Origin of the sequence: Comamonas avium, assembly GCF_014836675.1 — a bacterium.
In the GTDB taxonomy this organism is placed as follows: domain Bacteria; phylum Pseudomonadota; class Gammaproteobacteria; order Burkholderiales; family Burkholderiaceae_C; genus Comamonas; species Comamonas avium.
In genome coordinates this window covers 205,000-223,391 of sequence record NZ_JACSQK010000004.1, presented here as the reverse complement: position 1 = coordinate 223,391, position 18,392 = coordinate 205,000, and the positions used below count along the sequence as shown (strand labels likewise).

General features: G+C 59.0%; 17 protein-coding genes and 1 riboswitch. Of the genes, 4 read left to right on the top strand and 13 right to left on the bottom strand.

The window, feature by feature from the left end:
* Positions 1-259: 259 nt before the first annotated feature.
* Complete coding sequence (gene putP / locus H9646_RS08770) at positions 260-1,774, top strand: sodium/proline symporter PutP (protein ID WP_191722986.1); 1,515 nt, start codon at positions 260-262, stop codon at positions 1,772-1,774.
* Positions 1,775-1,936: 162 nt separating this feature from the next.
* Here putP and H9646_RS08765 read toward each other — a convergent pair whose 3' ends face one another.
* The 5 genes from H9646_RS08765 to H9646_RS08745 form a co-directional block, all read right to left on the bottom strand.
* Positions 1,937-3,871 carry a TonB-dependent receptor gene (locus H9646_RS08765; RefSeq protein WP_191722985.1) on the bottom strand — a complete coding sequence of 645 codons (1,935 nt, stop codon included), beginning with the start codon at positions 3,869-3,871 and terminating at the stop codon, positions 1,937-1,939.
* Positions 3,872-3,999: 128 nt separating this feature from the next.
* Positions 4,000-4,223, bottom strand: a riboswitch (cobalamin riboswitch).
* Between the two features lie 93 nt (positions 4,224-4,316).
* On the bottom strand, positions 4,317-4,502 hold the full coding sequence (locus H9646_RS08760; RefSeq protein WP_191722984.1) for a hypothetical protein: 186 nt from the start codon (positions 4,500-4,502) through the stop codon (positions 4,317-4,319).
* A 98-nt stretch (positions 4,503-4,600) separates the two neighbouring features.
* Positions 4,601-5,623, bottom strand: coding sequence for a tRNA (adenosine(37)-N6)-dimethylallyltransferase MiaA (gene miaA / locus H9646_RS08755; RefSeq protein WP_404813091.1), 1,023 nt, complete (start codon positions 5,621-5,623; stop codon positions 4,601-4,603).
* A gap of 32 nt (positions 5,624-5,655) precedes the next feature.
* Positions 5,656-6,846 (bottom strand): multidrug effflux MFS transporter, encoded by a 1,191-nt coding sequence (locus tag H9646_RS08750; protein WP_191722983.1) that lies wholly within the window; start codon positions 6,844-6,846, stop codon positions 5,656-5,658.
* 182 nt (positions 6,847-7,028) lie between these two features.
* On the bottom strand, positions 7,029-7,883 hold the full coding sequence (locus tag H9646_RS08745) for an alpha/beta hydrolase (RefSeq protein WP_191722982.1): 855 nt from the start codon (positions 7,881-7,883) through the stop codon (positions 7,029-7,031).
* 92 nt (positions 7,884-7,975) lie between these two features.
* Here H9646_RS08745 and H9646_RS08740 point away from each other — a divergent pair, with 92 nt between their 5' ends.
* Complete coding sequence (locus H9646_RS08740) at positions 7,976-8,845, top strand: methylglyoxal synthase (RefSeq protein WP_191722981.1); 870 nt, start codon at positions 7,976-7,978, stop codon at positions 8,843-8,845.
* A gap of 76 nt (positions 8,846-8,921) precedes the next feature.
* Here H9646_RS08740 and H9646_RS08735 read toward each other — a convergent pair whose 3' ends face one another.
* The 5 genes from H9646_RS08735 to H9646_RS08715 form a co-directional block, all read right to left on the bottom strand.
* Positions 8,922-9,893: a porin gene (locus tag H9646_RS08735; protein ID WP_191722980.1), complete on the bottom strand. Its 972-nt coding sequence runs from the start codon at positions 9,891-9,893 to the stop codon at positions 8,922-8,924.
* A 298-nt stretch (positions 9,894-10,191) separates the two neighbouring features.
* Entirely contained in the window at positions 10,192-11,535 is a 1,344-nt protein-coding gene (gene gdhA, locus H9646_RS08730; protein WP_191722979.1) for an NADP-specific glutamate dehydrogenase, read from the bottom strand.
* A gap of 405 nt (positions 11,536-11,940) precedes the next feature.
* Entirely contained in the window at positions 11,941-12,747 is an 807-nt protein-coding gene (locus H9646_RS08725) for a MurR/RpiR family transcriptional regulator (RefSeq protein WP_191722978.1), read from the bottom strand.
* A 33-nt stretch (positions 12,748-12,780) separates the two neighbouring features.
* Positions 12,781-14,763 carry a DNA mismatch repair endonuclease MutL gene (gene mutL, locus H9646_RS08720; RefSeq protein ID WP_191722977.1) on the bottom strand — a complete coding sequence of 661 codons (1,983 nt, stop codon included), beginning with the start codon at positions 14,761-14,763 and terminating at the stop codon, positions 12,781-12,783.
* A gap of 56 nt (positions 14,764-14,819) precedes the next feature.
* A complete protein-coding gene (locus H9646_RS08715; RefSeq protein ID WP_191722976.1) occupies positions 14,820-15,074 on the bottom strand; it encodes a glycine zipper 2TM domain-containing protein in 255 nt (84 codons plus the stop codon).
* A gap of 34 nt (positions 15,075-15,108) precedes the next feature.
* On the opposite strand from H9646_RS08715, the gene H9646_RS08710 reads away from it, so the two are divergent.
* Entirely contained in the window at positions 15,109-15,285 is a 177-nt protein-coding gene (locus tag H9646_RS08710; RefSeq protein WP_191722975.1) for a hypothetical protein, read from the top strand.
* 55 nt (positions 15,286-15,340) lie between these two features.
* Positions 15,341-16,003: a DedA family protein gene (locus H9646_RS08705; RefSeq protein ID WP_191722974.1), complete on the top strand. Its 663-nt coding sequence runs from the start codon at positions 15,341-15,343 to the stop codon at positions 16,001-16,003.
* Positions 16,004-16,069: 66 nt separating this feature from the next.
* On the opposite strand, the gene H9646_RS08700 is transcribed toward H9646_RS08705, so the two are convergent.
* The 3 genes from H9646_RS08700 to tsaE form a co-directional block, all read right to left on the bottom strand.
* Positions 16,070-16,288 (bottom strand): glycine zipper domain-containing protein, encoded by a 219-nt coding sequence (locus H9646_RS08700; RefSeq protein WP_191722973.1) that lies wholly within the window; start codon positions 16,286-16,288, stop codon positions 16,070-16,072.
* A 153-nt stretch (positions 16,289-16,441) separates the two neighbouring features.
* Positions 16,442-17,878 carry an N-acetylmuramoyl-L-alanine amidase gene (locus H9646_RS08695; protein ID WP_191722972.1) on the bottom strand — a complete coding sequence of 479 codons (1,437 nt, stop codon included), beginning with the start codon at positions 17,876-17,878 and terminating at the stop codon, positions 16,442-16,444.
* Entirely contained in the window at positions 17,875-18,387 is a 513-nt protein-coding gene (tsaE, locus tag H9646_RS08690) for a tRNA (adenosine(37)-N6)-threonylcarbamoyltransferase complex ATPase subunit type 1 TsaE (protein WP_225214073.1), read from the bottom strand. Before tsaE ends, H9646_RS08695 begins: the two co-directional genes overlap by 4 nt.
* Positions 18,388-18,392 lie beyond the last annotated feature (5 nt).

Below are 18,392 nucleotides of genomic sequence, written 5' to 3'. Positions count from 1 at the left end.
ATGGGGAGTTGACTGTCGCAGCAATGTCCACCAGCGACGGACGGCATAGGAGTGACCATTCGTCGGGCGGTGGCAACACCTGTTTAAATTAAGGGTTTGCACTAGGTTTGAATGCCTGGTGCACGGGGCTGTGGTGAGCGCCCGTTCGGATTCCTTGTGCCGGTTGGATGGCTGTATCTGGGTGTCAGCACGGTTGCAGTGCCTGTGAACGTGTGCGGCAGCCCTGTCGCCATTGATAAGACTTGGAGGAGAGATTCGAATGACAGCCAACTTACCGACGCTGGTGACGTTTGCCATCTATCTGATTGGCATGTTGCTGATCGGCTGGATGGGCTACCGCGCTACCACCAATCTTTCGGATTACATTCTGGGCGGGCGCAGCCTGGGCAGTGTGGTGACGGCCTTGTCGGCCGGTGCATCTGACATGAGTGGCTGGCTGCTGATGGGCTTGCCCGGTGCGGTGTTCCTGTCAGGCCTGTCAGAAGCCTGGATTGCCGTAGGCCTGTGTATGGGGGCGTGGCTGAACTGGCGCTTTGTGGCGGCCCGGCTGCGGGTGTACACCGAGAAGGTGGGCAATGCGCTGACTTTGCCCGACTACTTTACCAACCGTTTTGAAGACACCAGCAGCTTGCTGCGCATCGTCACTGCTGTGGTGATTTTGGTGTTCTTCACCATTTACTGCGCCTCCGGTGTGGTGGCTGGGGCGCGGCTGTTTGAGTCGATGTTTGGCATGGATTACCAGACTGCGCTGTGGGTGGGGGCGCTGGCCACCATGGCCTATGTGTTCATTGGTGGCTTTCTGGCCGTGAGCTGGACAGACACGATTCAGGCTGCGCTGATGATTACGGCGCTGATTTTGGCCCCGCTGATGGTGATTTACGCCGATGGCGGCGTGGCAGCATCGGCAGCGGTGATTGAGGTCACACGCCCCGGTGCGTTTGACATGGTGGGCAAGCTGGACGTGGTGGCGATTGTCTCGTTGCTGGCGTGGGGGCTGGGCTACTTTGGTCAGCCGCACATCCTGGTGCGCTTTATGGCCGCTGAGTCGATCAAGACCATTCCCAAGGCGCGCCGCATTGGCATGTCGTGGATGATGCTGTGCCTGGGCGGTGCGGTGGCAGTGGGCTTTTTTGGCATTGCCTTTTTTGGCCAGCGCCCTGATGTGGCGGGCATGGTGAATGCCAATGAAGAGACGGTGTTTCTGGAGGCCGTGAAGCTGCTGTTTAACCCGTGGATTGCGGGCGTGCTGCTGGCTGCTGTGCTGGCGGCGGTGATGTCTACCTTGTCGTGCCAGCTGCTGGTGTGCTCCAGCGCCCTCACGCAAGACATCTACAAAACCTTTTTGCACAAGACAGCCAGTGACAAGCAGCTGGTGTGGTTTGGCCGTGCCATGGTGTTTGCGATTGCGGTGATTGCGATTGTGATTGCGCAAGACCCCAAGTCCATGGTGCTGGGCATGGTGAGCTATGCATGGGCCGGTTTTGGTGCCGCGTTTGGCCCGATTGTGCTGCTGTCGCTGCTGTGGAGCCGGATGACGCGTAATGGCGCGTTGGCCGGCATGATTGTGGGCGCCGTCACGGTGCTGCTGTGGAAGATGTATGGCGTGCCCCACAAAGAGGTGTATCCGATCTTTCGCATGTACGAAATCATCCCCGGCTTTGTGCTGTCATCGATTTCGGTGGTGGTGTTCAGCCTGCTGGGCAAAGCCCCTTCGAGCCGCATGCAGCAAATGCATGCCGAGGTGGAGCAGGAAGTGGCGCTGCACGGGCAGTGAGACCGCTTTGGCAGGCAGGCCTGCTGCGTTGCCCAGAAGTTTCTCTGGCAAAGCAATGAGCTAAAAAAAACAGCTGCCAGTGCTTTTTTTCATAAGCGCTGGCAGCTGTTTTTATGCATGTTGCATGGATTGCACCATGCACATCAGCCTGTGTGAAGGTGCTTAAAACTGAATGCGCGCACCCAGTTTCCAGGTGCGTTCAAAGTTCACTGGGTAAATGGCGTCGTCACGCACCCAGATGCCGTTGCTGCGATCGAACAGATTGCTGATGCCTGCGTACATCTCAAAGTGTTTGGCCAGCTGGTGGCGGTAGGTGACATCAGTGCTTTGAAACGCACGCTGTTTTTGCACGTTGTTGTTGTCAAAGTCACCCGCTGCCCATGTGCTGCTGCGCCAGGTATGCGACAGGTGCAGGTTGCCGTGCTCTGCCACACGCACATTCAGGCCCACAACGATGCTGTGGCGGGAGACGCCAGGCAGCTCCTTGCCGTTGAATGCACCGGCGCCATCGTTCTCGCGGTCAATGATGGCGCGCGTCCATGCGTAGTTGATATGGCCAGTCACGCGGGGCGAGATTTGCAGGCGGTCTTGCAGCTCAATACCGTATTTGTGCGATTTGTCGATGTTGGTGTTTTTGAACGAGAAGGGTTCCAGATAGATTTCATCGGAAAGCTTCGCGTAAAAAGCAGACAACTTCAGACGGTTGCGCTCGGTGTTGTGGTTGGCGCCCACGGTCAGCGTTCGTACCTTGGCTGGCTCAATGAAACCATTAAAGGATGTGATGCCGGTCATCCAGTCTGTGGTGAAAAAGCGATCCACATCGGGAGTGACAAAGGCATCGCTGTAGTTGGCGAACAAGGCCAGCTGGGGCGACAGGCGGTGGTTGGCGCCCAGCTCCCAAGAGGTCAGGCGTTTGTCGGATTCAATGGACTGGCCTGCGATTGGGTTGTAGCGGTATGTGACCTGTTCCCGGCGAACACCCGCCGACAGCGTGAGCGCATCCAGCATGTACTGGCCCTGCAGGAAGAGTGCGCGATTGTCTTTGGTCGTGCGGTTGTCCACTTGTGAGCGCACGCCATCAAAATCCTGAAAACCTGCATTGATGACCACGGCATCATTTTGGTATTGCAAGGCCAGCTCGTTGGAGATGTAGCGGTAGTCTGAGGCGAACTTAGAGGCTGGGTACAGCGAAGACTTGTCCTCGTCGTGGTGGCGCGCAGAGAGCTTCCATTGCGTGTTGAGCTGGTAGTCAGCGCCCAGGCTCCAGTGGTCAGTTTGCAGTTTTTGCTGGGTATAGAGGCTGTTTTTGTTCATGCCCGGCGTGGCATTGAACTCTTTGAGTGTCAGTGAGCTGGGGTAGCGCGTATCAATGTGCGAGGAGCCAGCTTCAAAGTCCAAGCGCAGGTTGTCGACGGGCTTGACACCAGCGGCGAAACGCCAGGTGTTGGCTTCTGACTGGTCTTTGTGGCCCGAAGGATCTTTGTCGCTGAAGCCGCCGGCCTTGCTGTGGTCCAGCGTGGCTGAGAGGTCAAACTTTTCACGCACCAGGCCTGCAGTGGCAATCGCGCCACGGTTGCCGTAATTGCCTGCATAGGTCTCCAGACTGACGCCGTTGTGGGGTTTGGTGTAAATCTGAATGGTGCCGGCAGTAGCACCATCGCCGAACATGACAGCGCCGCTGCCCTTGGTGATTTCAATGCGTTCAATGTCGCTCAGGGAAATCGATCCGATGAGCTGCGGTGCCATGTCGATATTGTTCAGACGGCGGCCATTGACGGAGATGACGAGGTTCTGAAAGCCATCGTTGCCGTAGCCACGCATGCTGATTTGGGGGGCGTAGCGGTTGCCGTAGCTGGGTGTGACCTGCAGCGAGGTTTGCTGGGCCAGATAATCAAACAGCGAGCTGGCGCCAGAGCGTTCAATATCGCTGCGGGTGTGGACTTCAGAGGCGTAGGGCGCATCTTGGTCGCTCATGTCTATGCGGGTAGCAGACACGGTCACCGGGGTGTTGAAAGTTTCTTGGGCGCTGGCACCGTGCGCAAGCACGGACAAGGCGGCGCTCACAGCCAGTGAGCACCGGGAAAAACGGAATGACATGAAGAAGACCCATCTGACCACGGCTTGCGTCCCCGCAAGATGTGGTGTGTCGCACATGGATGGGCTGCGTGGCCGGTGCTCAGCGCACAGCGCATGCTGTGCGCGTCTGAGCTACCCCGCAGCACATCCGCTCAAGTACGTTTCGGCCGGTCTCCGGGCTCATGCGTTGTCTGGTCAGGCAGCTGCGTCCCCTTCCCAGAGCCAGGGCTCCAGTGGTTTGATGACGCAGTTAATCGCATTTACCGTTGCGGGGGCAGCACAGGCATGGCTGGCACCAGTGGGTGTAGCGCACCTGTTTCCCGTTTAACCCTTGCTAGAACAGCTTGTGGGCACCGATCACGTAAAAACTGCTCCCTATTGGGAGCAGTTAGTGAATGATAACGTAGCGTTTGGTAACCGTCGCAGCGCAATGCTGACGGCCTGTAGCTGCAGGCTCTAGGGCTAGCTAGCGTGTACGCACTACGCTGGTGTCAATCTCACCGTACACCGTTACGCCACTTTTCTGGCTGGCTGATGTTTCAGAGGGCTGGTAGTAATGGTCCTGCGCGCAGCCAGACAAGATCAGCAGGCTGGCAGCCAGCGCTGCATAGCTGAGACAGCGCGGCAATAACGAAAAGCGGGGGCTTGGCATGGGCGGCTCCTTGATCAAGCAAATACATGCATCCTAGGCCTGCACAAGGCGCAGCCGTGTGTCAGAACGTAGGTTGAGCACCCTGCAAATGAGGTCATTCAGGCTTTGGAGGGTGCCTGGGCAGCCTGCACCACAGACAAGGCTGCTTGCACCAGATGCATGGTGGCCATGGGGTCATCGCAGGCAATGGTGTGGCGCTGGGGCATGCTGCGCAGCCAGGTGATCTGGCGCTTGGCCAGCTGACGGGTGGCGGCAATGCCTTTTTCACGTACCAGATGCATGTTGATGCTCGGCTTGCCCTGACGTTCTTGCCAGTCCAGCTCTTCCCACACCTGGCGGTAGCCCACGCAGCGCATGCTGGAGACATCAAGGTGCAGGTCGCCGCGTGCGCGCAGAGCCTTGACCTCGTCCAGAAAGCCGACTTGCAGCATGTCGTCAAAGCGCTGGGCAATCCGCTCGTGCAGCCAGGCGCGGTTATTGGGTTCTAAAGAAAAGAGGGTGCAATCGAACGCAGGCTGTGCGTTTTCAGCTCTTTTTTTGGATTGATGAAAGCTGGACAGCGGTTGACCGGAGACATGCCACACCTCCAGCGCACGCTGAATGCGCTGGCTGTCTGCTGGGGCCAGGCGTGCTGCAGTCTCCGGGTCTACCTTGGCCAGCTGTGCATGCATGGCTGGCCAGCCTATTTCTGCAGCCTGCGCATCCAGCTGGGCGCGTACTTCGGGGTCTGCGGCAGGCATGTCATCTATGCCATCGAGCAAGGCTTTGAAGTACAGCATGGTGCCACCTACCAGCACTGGAATTGCGCCGCGTGCACGGATTTCACCAGCCAGACGCTGGGTGTCTTGAACAAACTCCGCAGCGCTGTAGGACTGCAGGGGGTCCAGAATATCAATCAGGTGGTGGGGCACCGCCGCCTGCTCTTGGGCGGAGGGCTTGGCAGTGCCGATGTCCATGGTGCGATAGACCAGTGCAGAGTCCACACTGATGATTTCGCTGGCCTGGCCGCGTTGAGCAAGAACGGCGGCCAGCGCCAGTGCAGCATTGGTTTTGCCAGAGGCGGTCGGGCCTGCAATGGCAATGCAGGGCAGTGTGTGGGTGGAGGCAGTCAAGATCAGCAAACGAAAAGCGGTTCAAACCAAACCAGCGTGCCTTAATGCGCGCTGGGGGCACCGTGGCGGCGCACCAGCGTCCATGATGCCAAGGCTGCGGCCAAACACCAGAATCCCAGTCCGAAAACCAAGGGGTACACAGTGCCATTGAAGCTGCGTCCCAGAATTTGCCCGGTGGCAAAGGCAAACAGCATCATGATGCAGCCGTTCAGGGCAGAGGCCATGCCTGCAGCTTTGGGGAAGGTGCTGACAGCACCGCTTTGCCCGCAGGGCTGCTGAATGCCGTGGGCAATCGGAAACAGCAGGCACACGCAGGCGTAGGCCATGCCGTTGCGTACATCGGCCAAAGCCAGCGCGATGAGCAGCACGGCGCACAGCATGGCCAGCGCACCGGCCACAGCTACGGTATTGCGCACGCCCATGCGTGGCAGCAGTTTGCGGCACAGCATGGTGCCGCCGATATAGATCACGCCATTGGCAGCCAGCAGCCAGCCTACGGCGGTGGCTGTCCAGCCCAGTGCATCGATGAACGTGAAGGGCGAGCCGGTGAGAAAGACGACCAGCCCTGCATAGGAGCAGGTGGTGGTGGCGGTGTAGGCCAAAAAGGTGCGGTTGCGCACAATGGCGCTCCAGTTGTGCCACAGCCGCTGTGGCTGCAGTGCGTGTGGATTGAAGTGCTGCATGCTTTCCTGAAAGCGCAGCCACACCAGCAGCCAGGTGGCAATACCCACCACAGCCAGCACCGCCATGGTGGAGCGCCAGCCCACATGAATGGCCAGCCAGCTGCCAATCAAAGGGCTGCAGCAGGCCAGCACGCCAAGGCCAGACAAGGCTTTGGACATGACCTGAGCGCCTTGCACAGGCTGGTACAGATCACGCACGATGGCGCGTGCGGCCATGACAACCGCCCCCATGGCCGCGCCCTGCAGTGCGCGAAAAGCGATCAAGGCATCCATGTCGGGGGCGAAAACACAGCCCAGAGCTGCCAGCACATACAAGCCAATGCCTGCCAGCAAGATGGGGCGACGGCCCCAGCGGTCAGACGCAGGGCCCCATGCCAGCTGTGAGCAGCCAAAGGCCAAAATCAGTGCATAAAACGTGGTTTGTGTCTGTGACACGGAGGCATCGAGCTGCTGCGCCAGCAGTGGCATGGCGGGCAGGTACAAATCGGTGGTCAGCGGCTGAAAGCCCAGCAGCAGGGCCAGCAAACCGATGATGAAAAGCGGGGACATGGCCGCAGTAGATGCGGTAACCGAAGCAGGAGAAGATGACACAGAGACACGTACCAGGTAGCAAACAAAAGACCGTCGACCAACGGTCTTGCGCAGGCTAGCAGAACCACCTGGGCGTGGTGTCGCTTGGATAGAACAGATGCCAAAAATGCTGTTGATGCTTGTCTGGCAAGCACCAGCAGCTATGGATTTTTTAAGCCTTGCAGCTGGCTTAATGCAGCGCGGTACTGGGGCAGGCCTGCGCTGTTGGTGCTGTGGTGGGTGCCGCCATCTACTAAAACCCATTGCTTGGGCCCGATGGCGGCTTCATACAGCTGCTGCCCTTGCGCCTGCGGTATCAGGGCGTCGGCACTGCCATGCACCACGACCACGGGGCTGCCCACTTGCTTGATTTTGGACAGCGAGTCGAACTTTTGCGTGATCAGCGGCCCCACAGGCAGCCAGCCCCATTGAAAACCACGCGCCATGTCACGAATGTTGGTGAAAGTGGCTTCCACAATCAGCGCTTGCTCATCGTTGACGCGCGTGGCCAGGTCAATCGCAATGGCGCCACCGAGCGAGTGGCCAAAGATAACGCGAGGCTGATCGGGGTGATGCTGCGCTAGCCATTGCCATGCGGCCAAGGCATCTTCGCGTGCGGTGATTTCAGAGGGGAGTTCTTTGGGCTCGGTCTGGCCAAAGCCCCGGTAATCAATGGCCAGCACCGAAAAGCCCAAGCTGTGCATATTGCGCATGCGCAGCGTAGAGCCTGTGACGTTCCAGCGGGCACCGTGCAGATAGAGCATCACGGGTGCTTCGGGGTTGCGGTGGGGGAGCCACAAACCATGCAGGCGCACATCCTGCTGTGCGTGCTGGCTGCGAAAGCTGATCCACACATCGTCCATGCCCTGCATATTGGCGCGTTGCCAGATGCGGTCGCTGGGCTGAAAGATCATCTCGCGCTGCTTGGCATCGAGGGCCGTGCAGCCAGCAATCGTCAGTGCCAGCGCAACAGCGCAAGTCCACGCCAAGGTGCGCAGTGCTGGAGGCGAAGTCATCCCGGACAGTTTCATAGGTTGGTATTTTGGGTCTATGCTTGCCGGCAAGTGTGCACGACCAAGTGCCTGTGTTGTTAAGGATGAATCAGACCATGCTTTTAGGCCTTGCCGCCAACCGGCTCCATCACCAGACCGAAGACGCCGCCCTGTTTGATTTGCTGCGGGCGTGTGAGTCAGGCATTCGTGAATTGAACCTGGGCCTGCACGCTGTGGGGCGCACTTACGATGCCATTGCTGCGGCAGACATGATGCACCGCTACCCGGGGCTGGTGCGCTACCCCTATGGCCGCGAGGGCGGCTTGATGAAGCTGGTGGCCGAGGTGGTCGGAATGGGTGAGGGGCGCACGCTCGATGGTGCCATTTACCTGACAGACCCGGTCGACCCGTCTTCTATTTTTCCGGAAGCGCTGGCCTTGAAGCGCCAGTGCGTCATTCATGGCAAGCCCTTTTTGTCGACCGTAGCCAGTGCACGCGACTGGATAGAGATGGAGCGCATTCATGCAGGCCTGGTGCGCGACCGGCATGCAGACCGCTTTCATGACTATGCCAGCCACACGCTGGCACTGATTGCCCACGATGCCATGAAGCCCGCCATGCTGGATTTTGCGGCACACAACTTTGAGCTGCTCTCGCGCTTCAAGCGCCGGGTGGGCACGGGTACTACGGGCCAGAAACTCAATGAAATGGCGTGGAGCAAGGGCTGGCCGGCCGATAAGCCCTGGGTGGATCGCTACAACAGCGGCCCCTTGGGCGGTGATGCGCAGATTGCGGATCTGGTGCTGGAGCGCCGCTGCCAGCGGGCCATCTTCTTTGAAGACCCGCACGTGGCCCGTCAGCACGAGGCCGACATTCAGTTGCTGGAGCGTGCGGTCACAACGGTGACGCACGAGGCGGTGTGCATCACCACGCCCAAAGTGGCACAGCGCTGGTGTGATGCGGCAGTAATGCGGGCCAAGGGCTAGGCCAAAGGGCACTCAATGGCCATGAAAAAAGCAGCCCGAGGGCTGCTTTTTTTTGTGTGCTTTGCAAGCCCGGGCTTTAGAAGCTGTGGCGAATGCCCGCGGACACAGCCTTGCGGTCTTCGTTGGCCACCATGTCGTCAGAGCCAAAGCTGGCACCGTGCCTGTTTTGCAGCACGGTGTAGAAGGCGTACAGCTTGGTGCGCTTGCTCAGGTGGTGGTTGTAGCCCACGGTCCATTGCTGCGCTTGTGCCGGGCCTGCACCATTGGCATGGCCAAAGTTGGCCTGAATGTCGCCCGCGCCCACCCCATATGCCACGGCGATGCGGCTTGCGTTGGCCTTTTGTGTCACGCCAGCCACCAAGTCCTGGCTGCGCTGGTGGTAGCCGGAGACCGTCCAGCCACCTTCTGACCATGTTGCACGCAGTGCGTATTGCCTGGCTTGCGCCCATTCGCCGTAACCAGCACCGAACGACCAGTTGCCATGGTCATAGTTGGCGGCCAGGTCATACGCGTTCTTGCCCAGATTGTCAGCGGAGCGTTCGTGGAAGCTGACGGAGGACTCCACGGTCAGGCTGCCCATGGCGGGTGACTTGTAAGCCAGGCGGTTGTTGGCGTTTTCAACACCTGCGTACAGCGCATCGGCGGTGATGCCGTAGTCCTCGTTGTGCAGGCTGGTGCGGTCAGCCACAGCGTAGTACGAGGGGTTTAAAAAGCGGCCCATGCGCACAGTACCGAAGGCACCTTCCAGATTCAGCTCGCTGCGGTTGCTGAAAAACTCGGTGTTGCTGATGCTGCCGTCATCGGAGTTGATGGCGCTTTCCAGGATGAAGCCCATCTTCAGGCCATTGCCCAGGTGTTCCTGACCCTTGAAGCCAAAGTAAGAGTTGCTGTTGTTTACGCCGTTGATGCGGTCATTGCCCGTCTTGACGGATTCGATGGCGGTATCGATACGGCCGTACATCGTCACGCTGGAGTCAGCAGCTGCAGCGGTGGCACAAACGCCGAGCAGGCCGAGAGCGGCCACTATGTTGTTCAGAGAAAATTTCACGTTCAAAGCGCTGTCAAAAGCGCTGTCAAAGAAGGTCGCTACGCTGCAAGCACAGCCTTTTGGGTTGCGCCAGTAAGCACCACCACAGGTTGGCACTTGCTTTGGAATGCCCATGCATTCCGGGGGGCGCAGTTATAGCGCCCTGTGGCAGTCCTTGCTGTTGCTAGGACATTGGTAGCGCTCCAGCAAGGCGATTCAAGCACTCAAGGAGGTTGGGCTTTTCATTGCCCGAAACAAAAAAAGGAACCCGGAGGTTCCTTTTTTGATGTGCAGCTTAAAGCGGCTGATTGCGGCCGATTTAGATCACGCCCTGAGCCTGCATGGCTTCTGCCACCTTCACAAAACCAGCAATGTTGGCACCGTCGATGTAGCTGACGGAGCCGTTGTCGCGCTTGCCGTGCTTGACGCAGGCGGCGTGGATGCCTTGCATGATTTGCAGCAGGCGGGCGTCCACTTCTTCAGCAGGCCAGCTCAGGCGGGCAGCGTTTTGCGACATTTCCAGACCGGAGGTGGCCACGCCACCTGCGTTGGAGGCCTTGCCCGGTGCGTACAGCACGCCAGCGGCTTCGAACGCCTTGGCCGCTTCGATGGTGGAAGGCATGTTGGCACCTTCTGCCACGCACAGCACGCCGTTGGCGATCAGGGTCTTGGCATCGTCCAGGTTCAATTCGTTCTGTGTGGCGCAAGGCAGGGCCACATCTACCTTGATGTGCCAAGGTGTCTGACCAGCAAAGAACTCGGCACCCACCAGCTGGGCGTATTCGTTGACGCGGCCATACTTGTGGTTCTTGATGTCCATGAGGATGGCCAGCTTCTCTGTGGTGAAGCCATCTTTGTCATACACGGTGCCCGAAGAGTCAGATACCGACACCACTTTGGCACCCAGTTGCATGGCTTTTTCTACGGCGTATTGCGCCACGTTGCCAGAGCCGGAAACCGATACGGTCTTGCCTTCAAAAGTCTGGCCGCGAGTGGCCAGCATTTCCTGGGCAAAGTACACGGTGCCGTAGCCAGTGGCTTCAGGGCGGATCAGCGAGCCACCGAAGGTCAGGCCCTTGCCAGTGAACACGCAGGCGGCGTTGTTCGACAGCTTTTTGTACATGCCTGCCATGAAGCCCACTTCACGGCCACCCACGCCGATGTCACCAGCAGGTACGTCGGTATCTGGGCCCACATGGCGGAACAGCTCTTGAATGAAAGCCTGGCAAAAGCGCATGACTTCGGCTGGGCTCTTGCCCTTGGGGTCAAAGTCAGAGCCACCCTTGCCGCCGCCCATGGGCAGTGTGGTCAAGGCGTTCTTGAAGGTCTGCTCAAAAGCCAGGAACTTCAGTACCGACTGGTTGACCGAGGGGTGAAAGCGCAGGCCGCCCTTGTAGGGGCCAATCGCCATGCTGTGCTGAATGCGGAAGCCCCGGTTCACCTGTACCTGGCCCTTGTCGTCCATCCAGCTGACGCGGAACTGGATGATGCGCTCAGGCTCGACCAGGCGTTCCAGCAGCGCGTTGTCGGCGTACTTGGGGTTTTTCTCGATGAAGGGCCACAACGACTCCATCACTTCAGTGACGGCTTGCAAAAATTCAGGTTGGCCAGGGTTGCGGGCAGCAACGTCTTGCAGAAATTGGTCGAGGTTGGCGTACTTCATGGAGGGCTAGTCTTTCAAGGGCACAAAACAAAAGCGCCGCAGCGCATGTTCACAATTATGCCAAAAATGTATACCTGTATGCACCAAATTGAGCATGACTTGTAGAAGATTGGTGCATAGATGCCTTGGCTTGGTGCTATTGCGCACCAAAAAGAGGTTTGCTCTGTTTGTATTTGGTGCAGTGCTGTTCAAGCTTTGGTTGCTTGTGAATTGATAGCGTGTGTGGCGTCTCGTAAAACCGACGTCGTATGCGGAGATGCTGGTGGTGGTGTCTTGCGAGGTTGGGCGCAACATGAAGGTTGCATGATTGATAGCGACTTGCGCTTGTGTATGCTTGTTTTCAAGTAAAAAAGCGCCTGAAGTTCAATAACCTCAGGCGCTAGCAGCTATAAAAAAATGATTGGGCTAGATCAGCTCAAACGGAATGGCTCCCCACTGGATGGTGTGGGCCGCCAGGCCATAGGCCAGTGCCTGCGCGGCGCTGGTATCGCACAGGTGGCGTACGTCAGCAGCATGGGGCGTGGTGTGGCAGCGCAGCAACCAGTCAGATGGGGGGGCGTGGCTGGCAGGGTCGGTGATGCAAATGAGCTTGGCCCCCAGTTTGCGTGCACGCTCTGACAGGTCGGCCATGTCACTGCGGATACCGCCCAGCGCAAACAGCACCACCATGTCACGCGGCGCAATGCGTGCCAGCACGTCTTCAATGGTTTCACCGGCGGCGGGTGCGCCGTAGATGGGTTTATCCAGCCCACTCATCAGGTGTCCGCGCAGCGAACGAGCCAGCATGTGGTTGTGCTGCAGGCCCACGCAAAAGATAGCCGGGGCCTGGTGCAGCGCTGAGGCCATGGCATCCATGGTGCTGGGCGGAATTTGTGCCAGCGTGGCCGTCAGGTTGTCTTGCAATTGCTGCCACAGCAGCGCGCAATTGGGTGTGCTGGAAGAGATGGCAATGCCAGCCCCGGGCAGTGGCAGGCCCGAGGTGCTGGCTTCCATGCGCGCGGTGCGGCGCGCTTCTTCGTAGCTGTCATAGCCCAGACGGCGAATAAAGCGTGTGACCGTGGCGTTGGACACGCCTGTCAGTTGCGCCAGTTCGCTGGCGCTGTAGCCGGCAAGGTTGATGGGGTAGTCCAGTACCACTTGGCCAAGCTTGCGCTCAGTGGGAGAGAACGTATCCAGCGCGGCGCGCACGCGGGCAAAAAAAGGTACGGACATGGTTTTGTCTGGTGGGGTGGCGCTGGCCATGGATTAGCGACCTCGCAGGAACAGGGCGTCCAGCTCTTTCATGCTGAGCTGGCGCCAGGTAGGGCGACCATGGTTGCACTGGTCAGAGCGTTCGGTGGTTTCCATCTGGCGCAACAAGGCGTTCATCTCGTCAATGGTCAGGCGGCGGTTGGCACGCACGGCACCATGGCAGGCCATGGTGGCCAAAATCTCATTGCGTGCACGCTGAATCACGCCGGAGGCATCTTGTTGCTCCAGCTCTGCCAGCACGCTGCGTGCCAGCTCAACGGCATCGCCTTGTGCCAAGGTGGCAGGCACTGCGCGCACGGCCAGCGTTTTGGGTGAAAACGGCGAGATCTCCAGTCCCAGCACGCGCAGAGTGTCTGCATGTGCTTCGGCAGTGGCGACTTCTTGCGGGGTAGCAGCAAAAGTGGCCGGAATCAGCAGAGGCTGGCTGGCAATCGGCTGGTCATTGCCCAGCTGGTCTTTCAGTCGCTCATACACGATGCGTTCATGCGCGGCATGCATGTCCACAATCACCATGCCCTGAGCGTTTTCAGCCAGTATGTAGACGCCATGCACTTGCGCTACGGCACGGCCCAAGGGCCAGGTGGCGGCAGCATCAACGGACGAATCTGGGGTTACGGGCGGTGCGCTCTGGCCCTGCGGCGATGTGCTGGCAGTTGCGGGGTTGCCGGGTGTCGACGGTGGCGTTGCTGCTGCAACCTGACTGTCACGCATGGGTGCCCACAGTGCCTGCATGTCGCTGACCTTGTGGCCCGCGGCTTCTTGCAGTGGCATTGCAAATTGCACTTGCGCTGGCATTGCCGGACGCGGCGCGCTGACTGCGGGTTGCCAGCCTGTGCTGGTTGCTGAACTGGGCAGTGGATGGCCAGAAGATGGCAGTGGCACAGACTCTGCCGTGCCTGCGCCCGTGTGCCCGGCGGCCTGCGCCAGCAGGGCTGCACGCGGGGCAGCTAACGCATCTTCGACGGCATGCTTGATGGCCTGATGCACTTCGCGGCTGTCGCGAAAGCGCACTTCGATCTTGGTGGGGTGTACGTTCACGTCCACCCGCGCAGGATCGATCTCCATGTACAGCGCGTAGATGGGTTGCTTGTGGCCATGCAGCACATCTTCATAGGCACTCTTGGCCGCATGGGTGAGCACCTTGTCACGCACAAAGCGGCCATTGACGTAGCAGTACTGCTGATCTGGCCGGCTGCGCGCAGCATCGGGCAGGCCGGCGCGGCCATAGACCGTGATGCCGCTGGAGGCCGAGGTACGCAGCACGGCAATGGAGCTGGCGACAAAGTCAGCGCCCAGTACATCGCTGAGGCGGCGGGCCAGTGCTTCGTTGCGGTCGGTGCCTTCACCCATGGGAACTGCACGCCACTGTTCAACCAGCTTGCCTTCGTGCCAGATGGAAAACCCCACATCGGGCCGCGCCAGAGCGTGGCGGCGCACAGATTCAATGCAGTGCGCCAGTTCTGTGGCATCACTTTTCAGAAATTTGCGGCGTGCGGGGGTGCTGAAAAAAAGCTCTTTGACTTCCAGCGTGGTGCCACGGTTGCGCGCTGCGGGGCGCAGCTCGCCACTGCGCGCTTCCAGCAGCCAGCCATTGTCTTCACCATCCAGGCGCGAGAGGATGGCTGTTTCAGAAACCGATGCAATGGCCGCCAGCGCTTCACCACGAAAGCCCATGGTGCCCACGTGCTCCAGCTCTTGCAAGTCTCTGATTTTGCTGGTGGCATGGCGGCGCAGCGCCACGGGCAGCTCTTCGCGGGGAATACCGCAGCCGTCGTCTTCGACGCTGATCAGGCGCACCCCGCCTGCCAGCAGGCGCACGGTAATCTGTGTTGCGCCGGCGTCCAGCGCGTTATCGACCAGCTCACGCACGACCGAGGCAGGGCGTTCCACCACCTCGCCAGCAGCAATCTGGCTAATCAGTTCATCAGGAAGGTCTTGGATGGCGCGGCGCTGCGGCGCTGGTGCGAAAGAGGTCATCGACCTCATTGTATGCAGCCGTTCATGCCACTGCGGGAGGTGGCACAACAAACCAATTAACGGTGGTGGCGGTGTCCTCGGCGGTTGCCGTCACTGTTTTGCCCCATTTGGTTGCCAATCAAGGCACCAGCGGCAGCACCGCCCACAGTCCCCAGCGTAGAGCCGAACAGGGCATCGCCCAGCAATCCGCCGGCGACGGCGCCCACGCCAGTGCCCAGCTGGGCATTGTTGGGGCGGTGGGCGCAACCACCCAGCATGAGGGCGCTACCCAAGAGTGTTGCTATCAAAAGTGTGCTGCGTGTTCGTGTCATATGTACCTGCTTATATCTATGTAGTAAGACGGGGGTGACTGTGCCTGCACTGCAGCGGGTGGCAGATGAATTGCGTGCAAAGTTGTTCATGACTTTGAAAGCAATTGTTGGTGAAACCCGGTTTTTGTTGGCGGTGTTGCGGAATGTGAGAAGAAAGGTGTTGTCCGGCTTCAGCGCTGCAAAAACGCTGCTGTCTGTGGCGCTACATTAATTGCTGGCTGCGCTGGTGTGTGGTGCAGCAAGTTTTATTTGCAAGGGGCTGGGTTTTGGAAATCGTCACGTTTTTGATCGACTTCATTTTGAATATTGACAAGCACCTGCAGGCGTTTGTCGTGGCATATGGCCCCTGGGTTTACGCGTTGCTGTTCATTATTGTGTTTGTGGAAACCGGCGTGGTTGTCATGCCGTTTTTGCCCGGTGATTCATTGCTCTTCATTGTGGGTGCCATGTGCGGTGTCGGCATGATGGACTTTTCGCTGGCTTGTGTGGTGCTGCTGGTGGCTGCCATTGCGGGCGACCAGTGCAACTACGCGATTGGTCGCTACATAGGGCCCAAGGTGTTTCAGTGGGACGATTCACGCTGGTTCAACCGGCGTGCTTTCGATAAGGCGCATGCCTTCTATGAACGCTATGGCGGGGTGACGATCATCTTGGCGCGCTTCATGCCTTTTATTCGTACCTTTGCGCCGTTCGTTGCGGGTGTTGCCCACATGTCACGCGGAAAATTCACGATGTTTAACGTGGGCGGGGCCATTCTTTGGGTGCTGGGCATCGTGTCAGCGGGCTATTTCTTCGGCAACCTGCCCTGGGTGAAAGAGCACCTGGAAAAAATCATCTGGGCATTGATTCTGGTGCCGGGATTGCTGGCGATCTATGGGGGCTGGAAAACGGGCCGTAAAGACCAGCAGATTGAGATCGCTGATCGCTGAGTGCGAAGCTTTTGAGCATAAAAAAATGCCAGCAGTTGCTGGCATTTTTTTGTGTGAAAGCATGCGTTATTTGCGGTCTTGGCTTTTACCAACCTGGTTACCAATCACCGCCCCGGCTGCTGCACCACCCAGTGTGCCCAAGGTTCCGCCCAGCACCGCATCGCCGATGACACCACCTGCAACGGCACCGACACCGGTACCCAGTTGCTGATTGTTGGCGCATCCTGTCAATACGAATGTGGCGGCCAGTACGGTTGCCGCAATATAGGTGTTTGCTTTTTTCATACGTTGCTCCAGTCCTTTGCTCCAGTGGTTGGAAGTACTTGCAGTATGCAAAGGCTGAGCAAGATCCCGCGTCGGGGAGGCCAGTGTGCCCTTGTAGGTGCAGGGGGCGTTTGCAAAACCTCTCAGTAGTTGTGAAAACTTACAGTGAGGTTTTTAAACGGTGCGCGAGCGTGCCAGCGGCGGGTTCTTGATGAAGTACTGGCGGATGCCTTCCATCATGGCGTCTGCCAGTTTGGTCTGGTAGGCCGCGCTGCGCAGGTTTTGCTCTTCCTGCGGGTTGCTGATGAAGGCAGTTTCGACCAAGACGCTGGGAATATCGGGGGCTTTGAGCACCGCAAAACCCGCTTGCTCGACCCGTGGCTTGTGCAACTTGGCAAAGCTGCCGATCTGTGTGAGCAGCGCTGTGCCCAGCTTGAGGCTGTCATTGATTTGGGCCGTTGTGCTCATGTCCAGCAGCATGCTTTGTACGCCGGCATCCTGGCTGCGCACATTGATACCACCGACCAGGTCGGCCTGATTTTCCTTGTCAGCCAGCCAGCGCGCTGCGGTGCTGGATGCTCCTTTTTGGCTCAACGCAAACACGCTGGCGCCATTGGCGGAGGGCCTGGTGAACGCATCGGCGTGAATACTGATGAACAGGTCTGCCTGTACGCGCCGGGCTTTGGCCACACGCTGGCCCAAGGGGACGAAATAGTCGCCATCGCGCGTGAGATAGGCACGCATGGGGCTGCCGTTGATGGAGCTTTTGTTGATGCGGTCGCGCAGCAACTGGGCAATTTTGAGCACCACGTTTTTTTCGTACGTGCCCCTGGGGCCAATCGCGCCCGGATCTTCTCCGCCGTGGCCGGGGTCCAGCGCCACGATGATGATGCGGTCGGTGCGTTTGGGCGCTGATGCCTCTGTGCGCGGGCCCGGCGTTTTTGAAGCAGTCTGGGGTGGCGCAGGGGTGGCAGCAGGTGGCGAGACTGCTGGGGCAGAGGGCGCTGTGCTGCTGTGTTTGGCAATCAGATCGCCCAGAGGATCGTGCGGTGCCGTGGCCTGCTGTGTGGGCGGCGTCAGCGCTGCGGGAATGTCCGGGTTGCTGGTGGCATCGCGCAAGCGGTCCTGGATCAGCGCTTCCAGTGGATCTACTGTTTTTGCCGGGTAGAGGTCAAACACCAGACGGTGCTGGTAGGCCGCCACGGGCTTGAGCGTAAAGACCTGGGGCACGGCATCGCGCTTGAGGTCGATGACCAGACGCACCACGTTGGGCGCGTTTTGTCCGACACGGATGGCCGCAATATTGGGGTCATCTGGCCGTACTTTGGCGACCAGCTCCTTGAGTGCGTCGTTCAGTTGCAGGCCTTCAATGTCCACAGCCAGACGGGGAGGGGACTCGATCAGGGTTTGCTTGGCAACCAGCGGAACGTCAGACTCCAGAGTGACGCGCGAGTAATCTTCAGCGGGCCACACACGCACTGCCATGATGGAGGCGCCATACGCAATCTGGTGTTTGCCAGCCAACAGCAGGGCCAAGCTACCTGCTTGTAGCAAAGTGCGGCGGTTGGGACGGTAAGCGGTAAAGATAGGGGACGGGGCGTCGTCGCTCATTGTGGCCAGTGCTGCAGCATGCGCCGACCTCGCTCTGTGCTGGCGCGCAGAGTGACGTGGCGCTGGGTTTCGTCAATTGCTTCAATATGAATAGCTAAGTCCGCAGGTGGAGTCAACGCAGCGGCCTTTTCCGGCCATTCTGCCAGTTTCAACCCTTCACTGGCAAAAATGTCACGAAAACCTGCATCTTCCCACTCTCGGGGGTCTTCGAAGCGGTAAAAGTCAAAGTGCCACACCGTCAGACCCGGCACTTCGTGGGGCTCGACCACGGCATATGTGGGGCTTTTGATACGCCCTTGCACCCCCAGAGTGCGCAGCAGGTGGCGCACGAAGGTGGTTTTTCCAGCGCCCAAATCCCCGTGCAGGGTGATGTAGGCGTTGCGTGTTTCAGCCATAGCGGCCAGCTGTGCTGCAAAGGCCTCAGTGTCTGACTCGTCTTGCCAGGTCAGCACACGTTGCGCAGCGCCTGCGCTTTCTACAATCGGGGGGTTATGGTTTGCAGCAGTCAATTGGT

What these genes read in the sequence shown, in the direction of transcription:
- putP (WP_191722986.1), top strand. Translation starts at nt 260, where the DNA reads ATGACAGCCAACTTACCGACGCTGGTGACGTTTGCCATCTATCTGATT.
- H9646_RS08765 (WP_191722985.1), bottom strand. Translation starts at nt 3,871, where the DNA reads ATGTCATTCCGTTTTTCCCGGTGCTCACTGGCTGTGAGCGCCGCCTTG.
- H9646_RS08760 (WP_191722984.1), bottom strand. Translation starts at nt 4,502, where the DNA reads ATGCCAAGCCCCCGCTTTTCGTTATTGCCGCGCTGTCTCAGCTATGCA.
- H9646_RS08750 (WP_191722983.1), bottom strand. Translation starts at nt 6,846, where the DNA reads ATGTCCCCGCTTTTCATCATCGGTTTGCTGGCCCTGCTGCTGGGCTTT.
- H9646_RS08745 (WP_191722982.1), bottom strand. Translation starts at nt 7,883, where the DNA reads ATGACTTCGCCTCCAGCACTGCGCACCTTGGCGTGGACTTGCGCTGTT.
- H9646_RS08740 (WP_191722981.1), top strand. Translation starts at nt 7,976, where the DNA reads ATGCTTTTAGGCCTTGCCGCCAACCGGCTCCATCACCAGACCGAAGAC.
- gdhA (WP_191722979.1), bottom strand. Translation starts at nt 11,535, where the DNA reads ATGAAGTACGCCAACCTCGACCAATTTCTGCAAGACGTTGCTGCCCGC.
- H9646_RS08725 (WP_191722978.1), bottom strand. Translation starts at nt 12,747, where the DNA reads ATGTCCGTACCTTTTTTTGCCCGCGTGCGCGCCGCGCTGGATACGTTC.
- mutL (WP_191722977.1), bottom strand. Translation starts at nt 14,763, where the DNA reads ATGACCTCTTTCGCACCAGCGCCGCAGCGCCGCGCCATCCAAGACCTT.
- H9646_RS08715 (WP_191722976.1), bottom strand. Translation starts at nt 15,074, where the DNA reads ATGACACGAACACGCAGCACACTTTTGATAGCAACACTCTTGGGTAGC.
- H9646_RS08700 (WP_191722973.1), bottom strand. Translation starts at nt 16,288, where the DNA reads ATGAAAAAAGCAAACACCTATATTGCGGCAACCGTACTGGCCGCCACA.
- H9646_RS08695 (WP_191722972.1), bottom strand. Translation starts at nt 17,878, where the DNA reads ATGAGCGACGACGCCCCGTCCCCTATCTTTACCGCTTACCGTCCCAAC.